This is a genomic window from Mucilaginibacter sp. McL0603 (assembly GCF_049992945.1).
In the GTDB taxonomy this organism is placed as follows: Bacteria; Bacteroidota; Bacteroidia; order Sphingobacteriales; family Sphingobacteriaceae; genus Mucilaginibacter.
The window spans coordinates 3,084,168-3,100,268 of record NZ_CP188251.1; the positions used below are offsets into that span (position 1 = coordinate 3,084,168).

The 16,101-nt window shown below is 39.0% G+C and carries 19 protein-coding genes and 1 other RNA gene; 11 read left to right on the top strand and 9 right to left on the bottom strand.

The features are described from left to right. Nucleotides 1-31: 31 nt before the first annotated feature. From ACPPVU_RS14190 to ACPPVU_RS14215, 6 genes are all read right to left on the bottom strand, one after another. The gene (locus ACPPVU_RS14190) at nucleotides 32-1,411 is read right to left on the bottom strand and encodes a sigma-54-dependent transcriptional regulator (RefSeq protein WP_426667171.1); all 1,380 of its coding nucleotides are present in this window, start codon (nucleotides 1,409-1,411) and stop codon (nucleotides 32-34) included. Between the two features lie 123 nt (nucleotides 1,412-1,534). After that, nucleotides 1,535-1,904, bottom strand: an RNA gene (rnpB, locus tag ACPPVU_RS14195) — RNase P RNA component class A. A gap of 78 nt (nucleotides 1,905-1,982) precedes the next feature. Then, nucleotides 1,983-2,396, bottom strand: a complete 414-nt coding sequence (locus tag ACPPVU_RS14200) for a c-type cytochrome (protein WP_426667172.1) — start codon at nucleotides 2,394-2,396, stop codon at nucleotides 1,983-1,985. Further along, nucleotides 2,393-3,043 carry an SCO family protein gene (locus ACPPVU_RS14205; protein WP_426667173.1) on the bottom strand — a complete coding sequence of 217 codons (651 nt, stop codon included), beginning with the start codon at nucleotides 3,041-3,043 and terminating at the stop codon, nucleotides 2,393-2,395. Before ACPPVU_RS14205 ends, ACPPVU_RS14200 begins: the two co-directional genes overlap by 4 nt. After that, on the bottom strand, nucleotides 3,040-3,450 hold the full coding sequence (locus tag ACPPVU_RS14210; protein ID WP_426667174.1) for a hypothetical protein: 411 nt from the start codon (nucleotides 3,448-3,450) through the stop codon (nucleotides 3,040-3,042). Before ACPPVU_RS14210 ends, ACPPVU_RS14205 begins: the two co-directional genes overlap by 4 nt. 98 nt (nucleotides 3,451-3,548) lie before the next feature. Continuing rightward, on the bottom strand, nucleotides 3,549-4,007 hold the full coding sequence (locus ACPPVU_RS14215) for a DinB family protein (RefSeq protein WP_426667175.1): 459 nt from the start codon (nucleotides 4,005-4,007) through the stop codon (nucleotides 3,549-3,551). A 377-nt stretch (nucleotides 4,008-4,384) separates the two neighbouring features. On the opposite strand from ACPPVU_RS14215, the gene ACPPVU_RS14220 reads away from it, so the two are divergent. Next, nucleotides 4,385-5,725, top strand: a complete 1,341-nt coding sequence (locus ACPPVU_RS14220) for a GH1 family beta-glucosidase (protein ID WP_426667176.1) — start codon at nucleotides 4,385-4,387, stop codon at nucleotides 5,723-5,725. A 2-nt stretch (nucleotides 5,726-5,727) separates the two neighbouring features. On the opposite strand, the gene ACPPVU_RS14225 is transcribed toward ACPPVU_RS14220, so the two are convergent. Beyond that, nucleotides 5,728-7,890: a tetratricopeptide repeat-containing sensor histidine kinase gene (locus tag ACPPVU_RS14225; protein WP_426667177.1), complete on the bottom strand. Its 2,163-nt coding sequence runs from the start codon at nucleotides 7,888-7,890 to the stop codon at nucleotides 5,728-5,730. Between the two features lie 95 nt (nucleotides 7,891-7,985). Next, nucleotides 7,986-9,167 (bottom strand): acyl-CoA dehydrogenase family protein, encoded by a 1,182-nt coding sequence (locus ACPPVU_RS14230; RefSeq protein ID WP_426667178.1) that lies wholly within the window; start codon nucleotides 9,165-9,167, stop codon nucleotides 7,986-7,988. Between the two features lie 147 nt (nucleotides 9,168-9,314). On the opposite strand from ACPPVU_RS14230, the gene folB reads away from it, so the two are divergent. From folB to ACPPVU_RS14245, 3 genes are read left to right on the top strand one after another with little or no spacing between them, the layout of a single operon-like run. Then, entirely contained in the window at nucleotides 9,315-9,674 is a 360-nt protein-coding gene (gene folB / locus ACPPVU_RS14235) for a dihydroneopterin aldolase (protein WP_426667179.1), read from the top strand. 1 nt (nucleotide 9,675) lies between these two features. Continuing rightward, entirely contained in the window at nucleotides 9,676-11,073 is a 1,398-nt protein-coding gene (locus ACPPVU_RS14240) for an FAD-binding oxidoreductase (protein ID WP_426667180.1), read from the top strand. A 23-nt stretch (nucleotides 11,074-11,096) separates the two neighbouring features. After that, entirely contained in the window at nucleotides 11,097-11,729 is a 633-nt protein-coding gene (locus ACPPVU_RS14245; protein ID WP_426667181.1) for an MgtC/SapB family protein, read from the top strand. 68 nt (nucleotides 11,730-11,797) lie between these two features. Here the strand turns inward: ACPPVU_RS14245 and ACPPVU_RS14250 are convergent, their stop codons facing one another. Then, nucleotides 11,798-12,244 carry an acyl-CoA thioesterase gene (locus ACPPVU_RS14250; RefSeq protein ID WP_426667182.1) on the bottom strand — a complete coding sequence of 149 codons (447 nt, stop codon included), beginning with the start codon at nucleotides 12,242-12,244 and terminating at the stop codon, nucleotides 11,798-11,800. 143 nt (nucleotides 12,245-12,387) lie between these two features. Between ACPPVU_RS14250 and ACPPVU_RS14255 the strand changes: the two genes are divergently transcribed. The 7 genes from ACPPVU_RS14255 to ACPPVU_RS14285 all read left to right on the top strand — a co-directional run bounded on the left by ACPPVU_RS14255 (nucleotide 12,388) and on the right by ACPPVU_RS14285 (nucleotide 16,072). Further along, nucleotides 12,388-12,825: an Hsp20/alpha crystallin family protein gene (locus tag ACPPVU_RS14255; RefSeq protein WP_426667183.1), complete on the top strand. Its 438-nt coding sequence runs from the start codon at nucleotides 12,388-12,390 to the stop codon at nucleotides 12,823-12,825. 375 nt (nucleotides 12,826-13,200) lie between these two features. After that, nucleotides 13,201-13,527, top strand: coding sequence for an ArsR/SmtB family transcription factor (locus tag ACPPVU_RS14260; protein WP_426667184.1), 327 nt, complete (start codon nucleotides 13,201-13,203; stop codon nucleotides 13,525-13,527). A gap of 89 nt (nucleotides 13,528-13,616) precedes the next feature. After that, nucleotides 13,617-14,084 (top strand): SRPBCC domain-containing protein, encoded by a 468-nt coding sequence (locus tag ACPPVU_RS14265; RefSeq protein ID WP_426667185.1) that lies wholly within the window; start codon nucleotides 13,617-13,619, stop codon nucleotides 14,082-14,084. A gap of 6 nt (nucleotides 14,085-14,090) precedes the next feature. Beyond that, entirely contained in the window at nucleotides 14,091-14,471 is a 381-nt protein-coding gene (locus tag ACPPVU_RS14270; protein ID WP_426667186.1) for a DoxX family protein, read from the top strand. A 17-nt stretch (nucleotides 14,472-14,488) separates the two neighbouring features. Beyond that, nucleotides 14,489-14,857, top strand: coding sequence for an Imm32 family immunity protein (locus ACPPVU_RS14275; protein WP_426667187.1), 369 nt, complete (start codon nucleotides 14,489-14,491; stop codon nucleotides 14,855-14,857). 1 nt (nucleotide 14,858) lies between these two features. Beyond that, nucleotides 14,859-15,416, top strand: a complete 558-nt coding sequence (locus ACPPVU_RS14280; RefSeq protein ID WP_426667188.1) for a DUF4256 domain-containing protein — start codon at nucleotides 14,859-14,861, stop codon at nucleotides 15,414-15,416. Between the two features lie 53 nt (nucleotides 15,417-15,469). Further along, the gene (locus tag ACPPVU_RS14285) at nucleotides 15,470-16,072 is read left to right on the top strand and encodes a YdeI/OmpD-associated family protein (protein ID WP_426667189.1); all 603 of its coding nucleotides are present in this window, start codon (nucleotides 15,470-15,472) and stop codon (nucleotides 16,070-16,072) included. Nucleotides 16,073-16,101 lie beyond the last annotated feature (29 nt).

A 16,101-nucleotide genomic window follows, 5' to 3' on the forward strand; every position in this document is an offset into this window, starting at 1 on the left:
TTTATTAGTTCAAAACATCGTAACAATAGAATTATTCCCCTCGTTTCAACCCAAATTTCTCTATTTTACTATATAGGTGACTGCGTTGTATGTCTATATCGTCGGCGGTTTTTGATACGTTCCAGTTGTTTTTTTCCAGCTTGAATTTAATGTACTCCCGTTCAGCATAGTCCTTATATTCCTGGAAGTTGACAAACTGGTCAAAGTCTGTTCGGGGAGCAGCAGCGACGCCGTTTGTAGCAGGTGCTGTCGCTGAAGGGTTGGCGAATGCTTTTACATCAGCATCTGTAATTACCTTATCACTCAGAATAATCAGGCGTTCAACCATATTTCTTAGCTCGCGGATATTACCTGTCCATGGCAGCGCTTTAAGTGCATCGACAGCTGCTTCAGATATTTTCTTTGGCGGCATGCCGTAGTCATTACATATTTCTTCAATAAAGGTTTGAGTCAGCAGGCCGATATCATCCTTACGTTCGGAAAGTGGCGGTACATGGATCAAGATAACACTCAAACGGTGGTAAAGGTCCATACGGAAATTACCGGCTTCAATTTCTTTCAGCAGATCTTTGTTGGTTGCAGCAACTACACGTACATCCACATCAATTTCTTTTTCGCCGCCCACACGGGTTATTTTACTTTCCTGTAAGGCACGTAATACTTTAGCCTGGGCTGAATGACTCATATCGCCAATTTCGTCCAGAAAAAGAGTACCTCCATGTGCTGATTCAAATTTGCCTATACGTTGTTTTACTGCTGAGGTAAACGAGCCTTTTTCATGTCCAAATAACTCGCTTTCAATCAATTCTGACGGTATGGCTGCACAATTCACTTCAATTAAAGGCGCATTTGATCGGTTTGATTTTTCGTGCAGCCAGCGTGCAACCAGTTCCTTTCCGCTACCGTTTGCGCCAGTTATTAATACCCGGGCATCGGTAGGCGCTACGCGGTCAATGGTTTCTTTGATTTTTGCAATAGGTTGCGAACTACCCAAAATAGGACGCACCTTTGAAACCTTACGTTTTAAGACCTTGGCTTCGGTAACCAGATTTCCCCTATCGAGTGCATTGCGGACAGTTATCAGCAGGCGATTTAGATCTGGTGGTTTAGAAATAAAGTCAAAAGCACCCTTTTTGCTAGCCTCTACAGCGGTTTCAACTGTTCCATGGCCTGATATCATGATAAATGGCAGATCGGGTTTGGTAGCAAGCCCTTCGGACAGTACTTCCATACCATCCATCCGGTTCATTTTGATATCGCACAATACGAGATCGTAATCGTTTTTTTCGATCAGTTCAAGGCCGTCGATACCGTTATCCACATCCTCAACTACATAATCTTCATATTCTAATATCTCTCTAAGGGTACTGCGGATAGCCCGCTCGTCATCAATAATTAAAATTTTGGCCATGCTTTATAGTGAAAAATTGGGTAATAACGTGATGGTACTAAGTTATAAATTTGTATAGAAAAACAAACAGTTTTATCTAATACAAAAATAACCCCTTCCTGTTTCAAGGAGAGGGGTTATTATGACAGCAGCAAAGCTGTAAGCCGGGTTCTGTTCATTTCTATCATTGATCTGGCCCTGCCATTGCTGACAGGTTCAAGCAACCTACCCATCCTGATAACACCGATAAATCGGTATACAAAGCGAGCAGCTTCAATTCAGGACCTATTTGGTCTTTCAACTCCTGAGGTTTACCGCGATTCCGGTCGCCCGGGAAAGCCGTGAGCTCTTACCTCACGTTTTCACCCTTACCACGATCAGATCGTGGCGGTTTATTTTCTGTGGCACTTTCTGTCGCCGGCTGTACGACGCCTTCCCGTTAGGAAGCAGGATGCTCTATGTTGCCCGGACTTTCCTCTTCTGCTTGCGCGGAAGCGATAGAACGTTTTGCAATTGCAAAGATAGTTATTTTGAGTTCATGGTTGATGGTTCATAGATCATTGTCATTTATTAATTAACCCTGATCTATGGACTATTTGCATTTAGTCAGGTCTGTTTGCACTTCCTGCTCATCTATGGTATTTAACTTATTACCAAATGAATTACCAATATAAGTTAGTACCTGCGCTATTTCAATAGGCGAGAGGTCGTTTGCTGGCATTGCGTCATCAAATGTTTTACCTTTAATAGTAATAGGCCCTTTTAAACCAGATTTTATTGAACAAGCCAACCCGGTTTTGTTTTTTATAAGATAGTTTGAATCGGTGAGAGGGGGAATGAGTGCTGATAAGCCTTCTCCGTTTTCTCCATGGCAATTCTGGCAATGTGATTGATATACCAGGGCACCGGACGAATAATACCGCCTAAATTCGATGCTCTCTTCATTTTGACAGGCTGCGATAAGAATAATAACAGCAGAAATTGCACCGATTACCTTTAATTTCATTGAGCGATAACTTGATCAGGTTCGGTTTGCAGTTCTTTGATGTCCTCTATCATTTGTTCTACTTGCTTGGGGTCTGTGCCATCATACGCGCCCCTGATGCGCTTTTGCTTATCAACCAAAAGAAATGAACCATCATGTATAAATTGCTGTTTGGCATCTTCCTCAGGCTTGCGCACTAAATAGCTTTCTGACAATTTATAAATTTCATCTTTTTTCCCCTGTAAAAACCACCAGGTATTGCCTGATACGCCCAGCTTATCAGCATACTTTTTTAAAATGGGCACACTATCATGTTTTGGGTCGATAGTATAAGATATGATCTTGATATTGCCACTGCTTTTAAATGCATTATACACGCTTAGCATATTACGATGCATAATAGGGCAAATAGAAGGGCAAGTGGCAAAAAAGAAATCGGCAATATAAATATTCCCATCCAGGCTTTTATTGCTGATACTATCTCCATATTGATTTACAGTTTTAAATTTTGATACGGTTTGATAAAGTGTATCTGTTACCGATTTGCCATTAATCATTTTTGTAACGGGTTGACGGTTACCATAAATAGGTAAGGTTTTTTGAGTGCCTGGTTTACATGCTGTCCATAACAATATTAACATTAACCCGCATCCTGTTAAATTCTTCATTTTGATCTGTTTGACAGGTATTTAGTTGATTCAGTAATAGCTGCGTTCATTTGCGAGTCGACCGACATGATCCCTTTTTTCTGGTCGTTAAAATATTTCATAATCTCATCATGAGACTTATTGGTAACATCTGGTTCAAAGTTATGCATCCAATTTTCCATAGCCTCTTCAGCGGCTGCAAGTTTCATATCTATTGCTTTCATGTTCGTTTTTTCAGCGGTATCTTTTGCAGGTAATTTCAACAAGCTATCCAGTTGCATTTTGTTTTTCATCAATGCATCGTCGTTGCCCATTAATTTATCATGTACTTTTAATATGTTGTCTAAAAGGTCTTTTTCCTGTTTCTTACCGTCCGAACAGGCACTTAAGGCCAGGCCAATAAAAGCTGCTATCAATATTTTTTTCATATGTGATGTTTCTTGCCGTCAAAATTAATATTAAAGTCGGAATTGCCCGAACCAGAATTAATAGGAATGAAAAATTGCAATACTTTCACATTCAATATTTATTTAAGCTCTCTTATATACAATATGTAATCTGTATTCGGCAATTCATTTCCGGCTAATTTTAAATGTTGACCTGCTTGCGCGCGGTGATGGGTACCATGATTGATAGCGTGTGCTAAAACATCGCTCAATTTATTCTCAAAACTATTGCCTCTTAAATCTTTATAGCTTACCTTTTTTTCAAAGTCGTCATCATTCAGGCCTTCAAGGAAGCTTATCCATTTTTGATGGTTATCGTTGAGCAATTGCACAAATGTATCAACTCTCCAATCGGGCCATAATATGCTTCCAGTGGTAGGTTCGCCTTTGCACCGTTTTAACCATATTTGTTGCGCGGCGAGCATGTGAGCCATTAATTGCACCGGTTTTTCAGCATCACCGACTTTAATAATGGTTTCAATTATCCGCAGGTTTGCATAGCGATCATAATTGAATAACTGAATAAAATATGCTTTCATACTTCAAAAATAAAAAGTAACAAATCTCACCTTTAATAGTTAATTCATTTGCAAGTAATATTTAATTGTAAATTTTAAATAACAAATGTTAACAAAAGCATAATGCAGCCATCATCATAAGATCATATTGATCAATTACTTTTACTATAGATAAAATCAAATTATCATGAAATTTATTTCAAAGCTTATCAGAAGTTTCCGTGAATGGATGGTCTTAAGAAGCATGAGATCATCATTTATTCATTAACTTTTTTGTCGGTTTTAACTTTTCTTTTATCCAATTATATTGTACAATTTGGGATCTATATTACTGTCGGCTATAAATGACCTTTTAAAGTCATTTAATGGCCGCCTATCTGGTATATAGATCAATTTCTATGGACTATCTTAATAAATTACTTTTCGGAAAGGATTTTAAATGGGGAGTATCAACGGCTGCGTTTCAGATAGAGGGTGCCTGTGATGCAGACGGAAAGGGTAAATCAATATGGGATACCTTTACAGCTCAAAAAGGTAAAATATTTAGCGGGCAAACAGCCGGTATAGCTTGTGATTTTTATAATAACTATAAAGCTGATATCGATCTGATCAAAAAACTCAATATTCCTAATTTTAGATTCTCCATATCATGGACACGGGTACTGCCAAACGGGACAGGAGAAATTAATCAGGCCGGTATAGATTATTATAACCAGGTAATTGATTATTGTCTTTCACAAGGTATTGAGCCATGGGTTACCATTTACCATTGGGATTTGCCGCAGGTCTTGGAAGATCAGGGCGGCTGGACAAATCGTAAAGTTGTTGATTGGTTCATTTCATATACAGCTATCTGCGCTCAGCACTTTGGCGATAGAGTGAAGTATTGGATGGTGATGAACGAGCCTTCGGTGTTTTCAGGCGCGGGTTATTTTTTTGGAATACACGCGCCAGGACGTACGGGTTTAAAAAACTTCCTTCCGGCAATTCATCATATTGTTTTGAGCCTGGCAGCAGGGGCAAAAAAGCTGCGTGAATTATTGCCTGAGGCCGAGATCGGCACTACTTTTTCCTGTTCGCATATCGAGCCCAGATCTGATAGCAAACGGGATATTAAAGCGGCAAATGTAGCAGACGCTTTAGTAAATCGTTTGTTTATAGAGCCTGTACTTGGCTTAGGATACCCTATGAGTGAAATCCCGGTGTTAAAGGGGCTTGAAAAATATTTCCAACCCGGCGATGAGCAAAATATGTCGTTTGATTTTGATTTTATAGGCTTGCAAAACTACACCCGTGAGATTATAAAGTATTCGTTTTTCACACCATATATCCAGGCTAGCCAGGTAAAAGCAAAAGACAGAAATGTACCGATCACAGCAATGGGCTGGGAAGTATATCCGCCTGCTATCTATCATGTTATAAAGAAATTTGATGCTTACCCGCAGATCAGGAAAATATTAATAACTGAAAATGGTGCTGCTTTCCCGGATCAGGTTATTGAAGGTGAAGTTGATGACCTGAGACGTGCAGAATATCTGCAAACACACCTGCAACAGATATTAAAAGCTAAACAGGAGGGATGTAAAGTAGATGGCTATTTTGTATGGACACTTACCGACAATTTTGAATGGGCTGAAGGCTATCATCCACGTTTTGGATTGATATATGTTGATTTTGATACTCAGGAAAGAATAGTTAAGTCATCGGGCAAATGGCTCGCCGGTTTTCTGAAAGAATAGTATTAATTAACCTCTTGCCCGTTTGTTTCTGATTCGGTTTCAATTATGATCAGATCCATTTTTTTAGGTTTAGGCAACTTAATATAAAAAGTTGTTCCTTTACCTGGCTTGCTATCAAACCATATTTTCCCATGATGCTGCTCAATGATCTGTTTGCAGATAGATAGACCCAACCCGAATGATTTCTCGCCTATTGTGCCTGCTCGTTTTGCATCTGTAAACATATTGAATACTTTATCCTTCATTTCATAAGGAATTCCAATGCCATTGTCACTTATCGCGATTTGGACATAGTTTCCTTGCTGAGTGGATTTTATCTGTATGGTTTCGCCTACTGAACTAAATTTTATGGCGTTCGTGATCAGGTTGCTGATAACACGCCATATCATTTCACGATTGATATATAATTGTTCGGCAACGTCAAGCCCTTCTAATAATATCTGCTGGTGTTTTTCAGCGGCTTTAAAACGTAACAATTCGATACTGCTGTTTAACAATGAATTGACTTCAATTAATTGTTTCTTTAAATCAGCTGAAGTATTATTGGTTGCTTCTAATATTTCATTGATCAATTCAAGCGTATCAGCAGACGTGTCTTTTATTATCTTAAGCTGATATCTTAGCTCGCTGTCCGGCTCTGTTTCCTCAACCATAATATTGGTTAAAGAAGCAATACCACCCAGTGGATTGCGTAAATCATGGGCAACTGTACGTAAAATGCGGTCCTTTTCGCGACTGCTTATTTTAATTTCCTCAATAGCCTTTTCCAGATCTATCTTTTGCTGGTTGATCTCCTCATTCAACTCCTTTACTGTTATTACATCCAGTTTTGATCTTCTCCAGTTTCGCCATACAAGGAGAATAATAGCAACTGCCATCAACGCACAAACAATAGCTACCTGCAAGTAAATACGTTGTAATTTGTTGTTATTACTCAGATTTTCAATCTCATATTGTTTTTCAAAATTAGCGAGTTGTTGGTTTACATCACTTTCTTTCAAAGAACTTAGCTTTTTGATTGCAGAATCTTTAAAGGCATTATAACGTTGGATATAATGAATAGCTTTATCAGCGTTACCTTTCTGAAGATAATAACCTCCCATTAAACGATTCCAATCTCCCTCGGCATCTTCATTTTTTATAGTGTCTAATTGAGTACGTATATGGGTCAATAAGTTAATCAGCGAGTCTTTTTTATGCTGAATAAGGTATATCTGAGCTAATTTAATTTCAGATAGTTCAGCATCACGACTATCGCCACCTTTTCTGAAATTAATTTCTATGCTTTTTGCAAGTAATCCTTTTGCTTTATTGTATTCTTTCTTTATGATAAAAGCCTCCGCCTTGTTTCCATAAATCACCGCGCGGGCCATTTCAAGCATGTCAGGTCTTGTTTTAAATTTCAAGCTATTGTCATTTATATATTTAAGACCCTTATCAAAATAAAAAATCGAACTATCGATGTCGCCGCTATGTCTGTAGCTTATGCCAATGTTATCCAGTAATTCCTGTCTGCGATAAAATGCCCCAAAGCTATCCTGATCTCTGCCTTTAATTGAAATGTTCTGGTTATAACTATCTTTAAAGTATTTTGCCGCAAGTTTATAATGAGCCTGTTTATACATGATCATGCCCATTCTGTAGGTATAGTCTGAAAGCGATACTTTGTTTAGATAATTTTTAGCTATCAAATAGCCCTGGAAATAACATTGATAAGCATCATTGTATTGGTTAAGGCTAAAATAGGCGTCGCCCTTGGCATAATTAGCTTCTGCAAAGTTGGAAACATATTGCTGTTTAGAGATGCTTTTTTGTGCGATACTAAGCATACTATCAGCATATGAAAGTGCTTTTTTGCTATTGAATTTTGTTTTTTCCTGATAAATATAGTGAAATCCATAGAATCTGAATTTATCGTTCAGATTTGGTTTCTTGATATGAATAAAAGCCGAATCAAGATAATATATGCCCCTGGCAGGTTGATTAAAGTCAACATAATGAGATGTCTTTTCAAATACAGGTTTAAAGGCATCAGAATAGTCTCCGGGCTCTGTCTTTTTCTTATTGCAGGAGTTAAATATAATAAACAGCAGTAGAAATATCCATATTATACTGCTATTTATAAGAATCGAGAAGAGCGTATTTTTACCAACAGATACAATCATCAACCTATAAAACTCATTAAATACCTTTGTTATACGTAATTGATCAGCGCGATGTTATATCTAATAAGTCTTTTTTATTCAGCTATTTAAAAAGTTTATTTAAAGGCATCCTCACCGGTAATATCCATACCGGTTATCAACAGATGAATATCATGTGTTCCCTCATAGGTAATTACTGATTCCAGATTCATCATATGACGCATAATTGAGTACTCACCTGTAATGCCCATGCCGCCGAGTATTTGTCTTGCTTCACGGGCTATAGTGATGGCGATTTCAACGCTATTGCGCTTGCCCATGGATATCTGGGCCGCAGTTGCCCTGTTCTCATTTTTCAATGTTCCTAAACGCCACACTAAAAGCTGGGCTTTGGTTATTTCGGTGATCATTTCGGCCAATTTCTTTTGTTGGAGTTGGAAACCGGCGATTGGTCTGCCAAATTGTACCCTTTCCTTTGCATATCGTAATGCAGTATCATAACAATCCATAGCGGCTCCTATAGCTCCCCAGGCAATGCCATACCGGGCCTGGTTTAAGCAGCCAAGCGGGCCTTTAAGGCCTGAAACATTAGGGAATAAGTTTCCTTTTGGGATCTTTACATTATCAAAAACAAGTTCACCCGTAGCTGATGCCCTCAATGACCATTTATTATGAGTTTCAGGGGTGCTGAAACCTTCCATACCACGCTCGACAATCAATCCACGTATTTTGCCATTGTCATCCTTTGCCCAAACAACTGCAATATCGGCAAAAGGGGAGTTGGATATCCACATTTTGGCCCCATTTAACAGGTAGTGATCGCCCTTATCTTTAAGATTGGTAGTCATACCGCTGGGATTTGAACCGTGGTCGGGTTCGGTAAGACCGAAGCAGCCCATTAATTCACCTGTAGCTAATTTGGGAAGATATTTTCTCTTTTGTTCTTCAGAACCATAAGCATAAATAGGATACATCACCAATGATCCCTGTACAGAAGCTGTGGATCTGATGCCAGAGTCCCCGCGTTCTATTTCCTGCATTATAATGCCGTAAGACATATAATCCAATCCTGCACCACCATACTCAGTTGGTATGGTAGGCCCAAATGCGCCTATTTCGGCCAAACCTTTCAGCAATTGTTTTGGAAATTGAGCCTTTTGTGCATAATCTTCTATGATCGGGCTTACTTCTTTTTTAACCCAGTCCCTTACAGTTGCGCGAATTAACTTGTGCTCATCAGTAAGCAATTCATCTATCTGGAAATAGTCCGGAGACTCAAATAAATCAGTTTTTGCCATATGGAATACGATAATTGGTGAGCAAAGATAGCTTTTAGTTGAGTAAGTTGATTGGGTTGAGCGGTTGATTAAGTTGAATTATTATCCAGGAATTAACTCAATCAACTTAATGCAACTTAATCCAACTCAATCAACTATTTTTGAAACATGATCACAGTAGCATTACGCGGTGCTGAGTTTTTTGCGAGGCATGGGTTTTATCCGGAAGAGCAACTTTTGGGCTGTAAATTTTTAGTCGATATAGTTGTTGGGTTTGTGCCAGCAGAAGAATTAAAAAAGGATAGCCTGGCAAATACTGTAAATTATGAGCAGTTGTATCATATTGCCTGTATTCAAATGCAACATCCCCGAAAACTGATCGAAACTTTGGGACAGGCCATTATAGATGATATAAAAAACGAATATCCTTATATTGAAACTGCCGAGGTGATGATCAGAAAAATGCATCCGCCAATGCCAGGAATGGTTGATCACACAAGCGTTACTATTACATATACCAAATCATAAAATGAAATTCAATATAATAACCGGCGAAATATTATCCGCAATAAAAGCTATTGTTGGTGAAGATGCGGTAATTACCCAACATGAGGGCCTGGAAAGGTATAGCCATGATGAAACTGAAGACCTGAGTTATTACCCGGATATAGTGGTTAAGCCGAAATCGGTTCAGGAGGTTTCTGCATTGATGAAACTATGTAATAAACATCTGATTCCGGTTACACCACGTGGTGCAGGTACAGGTTTAAGCGGAGGCGCATTGCCTGTTAAAGGTGGTGTGCTTTTAGCTATGGAGCGTTTTAACCAGGTTTTAAATATCGATGAAGAAAACTTGCAGGCTACAGTTGAGCCGGGTGTGATAACCGAAGTGTTCATGGATATGGTTGCTACCAAAAACTTGCTATACCCGGTTGATCCTGCAAGTAAAGGAAGTTGTTTTATTGGCGGTAATGTATCGCATGGCTCAGGCGGGCCAAGGGTGGTAAAATACGGAACCATCCGTGAATATATCCTTAATCTTGAAGTGGTTTTACCTAATGGAGAGATTATCTGGACAGGTGCCAACACATTAAAATATGCTTCAGGCTATAACTTGACGCAATTGATGATCGGTTCTGAAGGCACATTGGGTATTATTACTAAAATTGTTGTAAAACTGATACCACGTCCAACACAGGACGCTTTAATGATGGCGTCTTTCAGTACCAATGAATCTGCTTGTGCGGCAGTATCGGCTATTTTCAGGGCTGGCATCGTCCCTTCAGCATTAGAGTTTATGGAACGAAAAGGAGTGGAGTGGGTAATCAAATATGATGATATCAATTTTGATCTGAAAGATGGTATCGAGGCTTTTTTGTTGATTGAAGTAGATGGTACTGATCAGGAAGTGATATTTAGCGATTGCGAAAAAATCAACAATGTATTAGAGCAATTTGATTGCAAGGAAGTATTATTTGCAGACTCATCGGCTCAAAAAGAAGAATTGTGGCGGTTGAGAAGAACGATGGCGGTATCTGTTAAATCAAACTCCATTTATAAGGAGGAAGATACAGTAGTTCCGCGTGCACAATTGCCTCAATTGATCAAAGGCATAAAAGAGATAGGAGGGCGGTATGGTTTTGAATCAGTTTGCTATGGACATGCCGGTGATGGAAATTTGCATGTGAACATTATCAAAGGCAATATGAGTGATGAGGACTGGCACAATAAATTGAAAAATGGTATCCGTGAAATATTCGAGTTAACTGTATCTTTAGGAGGTACACTGTCCGGTGAGCATGGTATTGGACTGGTGCAGAGGGAATTTATGTCAATCAAATACTCGAATGTGCATTTCGAATTGTGGCGCGGTATTAAAAATGTATTTGATAAAAAAGGTATATTGAATCCTGGAAAAATATTTTAAGTGACAAGTCTCAAACTAAATAAATGCATTCATTAGAGTTTGACATATCATCCAGTGATCTTATAAAGGTGGCGATAGCCGTATTCTGCGGCGCTGTACTGGGTTTGGAACGGCAGTATAAGAATAAGACTGCTGGTTTTCGTACCATTATACTGATATGTCTGGGCTCTACTATTTTCACCATGATCTCGCAACGTGCCGGACAGGGTGTTAACATCAACTTAGTTACCGGTGTAGGATTTATTGGTGCCGGGGTAATATTTAAAGATAATATTTCCGTTAACGGACTTACAACTGCAGCGGTGATATGGGTAGCTGCAGCTATTGGCATGGCTAATGGTTCTGGTAATTACATGCTGTCCATTATATCAACCTTTGTCACTTTACTAGTGCTGGTACTGTTCCATATTTTTGAAGTTTACCTTGACAAAATAAACCATGAAAAGCTGTTATCCCTGGTGTTTACTAACGCTGATTTTGATAACCTTCTAATGGTAGAAAATATCATTCACAAACACAAACTCAGGCTTCAACGACGTTTAGTCAATAAGAAAGATGATTGTTTGCAGGCCATAATATTTGTAACAGGGCATAAAAAACATATCGCCCAACTGGACGAAAAGCTGTTGACGATGCCAGAGATAAAATCCTTTTGATGTGCAAATGCAGGTATGCAAATTAAAAAATAAAACATCTGCACATTTGAAATCCGCACATTTGCATATCAATTCGTGTTCAAAATCATCCTCGGTTCATCATAAGTGATCATCCTCGTACGCTGATCAGCTGGTATTTTTACTGATTTGTTGACATTGTAATCATAACTAATACAAACCGTTTTGCCCGTGGTGCAAATTTCCTCGCCTTCAGGTGTTATTTTTACTAATACATGCATAACATCAAAGCTGCTGTTGCCAATACGCGTTGTGCGTACATAACAGGCAATCTCATCATGCCGTGTGATCGGCTTTAAATAATTCACCTCAGAGCGCGCCAGTATGATACCATTATAATTCCAATCCCATTTTACTACATCACGCCAATAGTTTGATCGTGCTATTTCAAAATAGGTAAGATATACGGCGTTATTCACATGCCCGTAGAAATCCAGGTCCGAAAAACGGATAGGGATTAGGGTCTTATACTTGTAATCTGCTATATTTTCACTCATTTTATGTCATTATGTCTGTATGGAATCATGTTAAACGGACAACATGTCCGAAATGTTTGATTTTTAGCTGTTGGTACAACAGTTGAAATACCCTCGACGAAGTTAATAAAACTAATAAAAGAATAACTCTGGAGGATATAAAAATGACACTGGTAAAATTTAACAACGGACAAAAAAATGCAGTAAACCCTTGGTTTAGTGATGTGTTTGATTCATTAATTAACGATTCAGTTCTTAACGACAGGTTTGTAGCTAAAACCCCTGCTGTTAACATCGCTGAAACAGAAAACGAATTCCATATCGAATTGGCGGTTCCTGGATTGAAGAAAGAAGATTTTAAGATCAGTCTTGACAAAAACGTATTGAGCGTATCTACTGAAAAGAAAGCTGAAAATGTTGAAGAAGGTAAAAAATACAGCAAACGCGAATACACTTACAGCTCTTTTGTAAGATCATTTACCTTACCTGAAAGCGCTGATCAAAGCAAGATTGCTGCTGAATATACTGATGGTATATTAAAGCTTAACGTAACTAAGAAAGAAGAAGCTAAATTTCAGACAAGAGAAATAGCTGTTAAGTAATTTTCCCGGGTGCCGAGGGCTGGTGAGATTAAACTGTGATTTTTTGATAAGGCCTGAGGCCCCGGAAAATATACGGGTTCTGAAATAATAACAACTAGTTTCTGAATCTTGTTAAAAATTGTTTTCATAAGTAAGTTGTTGGTTTAGTTTGATTAAGGCCGTTCCAAGTTGGGACGGCCTTTTTTGTTGATGTTAGTGTAGTGCTTGATATTTCTTCCCTGGTTGTTACTTTTTTTTCAGCTTTAGCTATTTTGAATGCCAAACAGGAAATTCCTCTTGCTTTGCTCATCTTATTTATCGTCTTCTTAAAATAATCGCAGAAAAATTTGTGTAGTTAAATAACTACATTTATATTTGTAGTCAAATAGCTACACGATGAACTTAAGAAGAGACGTATTTCAAGCCATAGCCGACCCGACGAGAAGGGCTATATTGCTGTTGGTGGCTTCGCAAGCTTTGACAGCAGGTGCAATAGCCTCAAATTTTGACACAGCGCGGCCTACAGTTTCAAAACACCTGCAAATACTCACTGAGTGCGAATTGCTTCAACAGGAGCAAACCGGCAGGGAAATCCACTACCATATTAATGCAAAAAAAATGAAAGAAGTAGCCGACTTTATCGAACCGTTCCGCCAAATGTGGGATGAGCGATTTAACAAATTAGAGAGCATTATGAAAAAAATATCCACTAATCCTCACTAATTGAGACGAATTATACGAATTGGAATTTGCTAATTCGTGCTATTCGAAAAAAATCGTAAGCATTCGTGTTATTAAAAATAAAAAATGTCATGGAACTAAAAACAAAGGTCAACGCCGAAGACGGCAAGCAGGACTTAGTGATCACAAGGGAATTCGATTTACCATTGGAATTACTTTTTAGAGCATATGCAGAACCAGAATTAATTGAGCAATGGATGGGAACGAAAGTGCTGAAACTGGAAAATAAAAAATATGGCGGCTGGCAATTTGAAACGAAAGATCCCAAAGGCAACGTGGCATTCCAGGCCAGCGGGGTGATCCATGAGTTTAGCCCGAACCGGAAGATCACACGGACATTTGAAATGGCTAATACACCTTTTGGTGTCCAACTTGAGATAACAGAATTCGAAAAACTAACTGATGAAACCAGTAAAGTTAGTATGCACGTCATTTATGAATCGGTTGCACAACGGGACGAGGTGTTGAAGTTACCCTTTGCTCAGGGCATAAATTGGGCACATAATCGAATACAGGAAATATTAAGTACTTTAAAATAATCAGAAATGGAAAAAAGAATGTTAGTTTGGTATTGGATAATTACCGGGTTATTATCCTTTTGTATTTTTTTTGGGGGATTGACGCAGGCCTTGCAGCTGAAGGAAACGGTGCAGGGTTTTAAACCTTTGGGGTACCCCACTTACTTCATTTCGCTCATTGGTGTATGGAAGATGCTGGGCGTAATTGCGATATTGATCCCGAAATTTAAATTGCTTAAAGAATGGGCATATGCGGGTTTATTTTTTACTATGACCGGTGCGGTGATCTCGCATATTGCCAGTAATGACATCCATGCACAAATAATTGCTCCGTTCGTACTGGCTATTTTTACGGTGCTATCATGGTATTTGAGGCCCGCGGATAGAAGGATTATTTTAGCTAATTAACAAATAAATATATTAATATGGCAAAGAAATGGAAATGGAGAGGAGGTGAAATTACAGGTCATTTGGACATTATTATTCATGATTGTAAGGATGAGGATGATGGCGAAATAAGAAAATGGCAAGAAGTATTAATTCATGGCGACCCGGAAGGACTGCGAACTTTTGCTAAGCTTCTTATCACAATAGCAGACTTAAATCAAGAACAAGAAACCGAAACTGAACTTCCGGTAGGTGCAAGGGAACATTATCACTTACGACCAAACAGGGAATTAGGTAAAAGTTCAGTGGAGACAATTGTTGGGAGACTCGATGCAAAAGGCACAGGCCATTTTTATAATGGATATGTCGCAAAAGATGTGCGAAATATAATCCATAGAAAAAAATAGTATGAGAAAGGAATTATCATCACAACAACGTGAAGAATTACTTAGTACATTAAAGACCCGTTTTGAGAAAAACATCAACCGCCATAAAGGTGTTGAATGGGCTAAAGTACAGGCAAAGCTGGAGGCTAATACCAAGAAACTATGGTCGCTCAATGAAATGGAGTCGACCGGCGGCGAACCTGATGTGGTTAACCATGATAAAAAGACGGGTGAATACATCTTTTACGATTGCTCAGCAGAAAGCCCTAAAGGGCGCAGAAGTCTTTGTTACGACCGCAGCGCTTTAGATTCACGAAAAGAATATAAACCGGCAAACAGCGCTATGGATATGGCCGCAGCTATGGATATTGATATCCTGACAGAAGAGCAATACCGGGAACTACAGCAGCTTGGGGACTTTGATACCAAAACATCGAGCTGGATAATCACACCGACCGATATTAGAAAACTCGGTGGAGCTGTCTTTTGCGATCGGCGGTACGATACCATTTTTGTCTATCACAACGGGGCAGAATCGTATTATGCCGCCAGAGGTTTTCGTGGCTCACTAAAGATTTAAATTTTGTACAAATAGCTAAATTTGAATTTAAGAACACTATAACAAAGCATTAAATGAATCCTAAAGTTGATTTCTTTTTTAATAAAGCTTCACAATGGCAGGAAGAATATGAGAAATTGAGAGTGATCTGTCTCGACTGCGGGCTGACCGAAGAATTGAAGTGGGGCTGTCCCTGCTACACATTTCCTGCCTCGTCGGCAGGCAGGCAGAAAAGTAATATCGTCCTGATACATGGATTTAAAGAATATTGTGCGCTTTTGGTTTTCAAGGGCGCCTTGTTGAATGACCCGAATGGCATCCTGATCCAGCAAACGGAAAATGTGCAGTCGGCGCGCCAAATCCGGTTCACTAATCTCCTTGAAATAGTGGAGCTGGAATCTGTTCTGAAAGCCTATATTTTTGAAGCCATTGAAGTGGAAAAAGCCGGTTTGAAAGTGGAACTTAAAAAAACTACAGACTTCGCTATTCCCCAGGAATTTAAAAGTAAATTAGACCATATTCCTGCCCTGAAAGTCGCTTTTGAGGCATTGACACCGGGAAGGCAACGGGGATACCTATTTCATTTTTCTCAACCCAAGCAATCCAAGACCCGTGAAGCGAGGGTTGAAAAATATATACCGCAGATTTTGAGTGGGAGGGGGTTGGATGACGGGTAGATACCTTATTCTAAAACCATGTCCTTTGT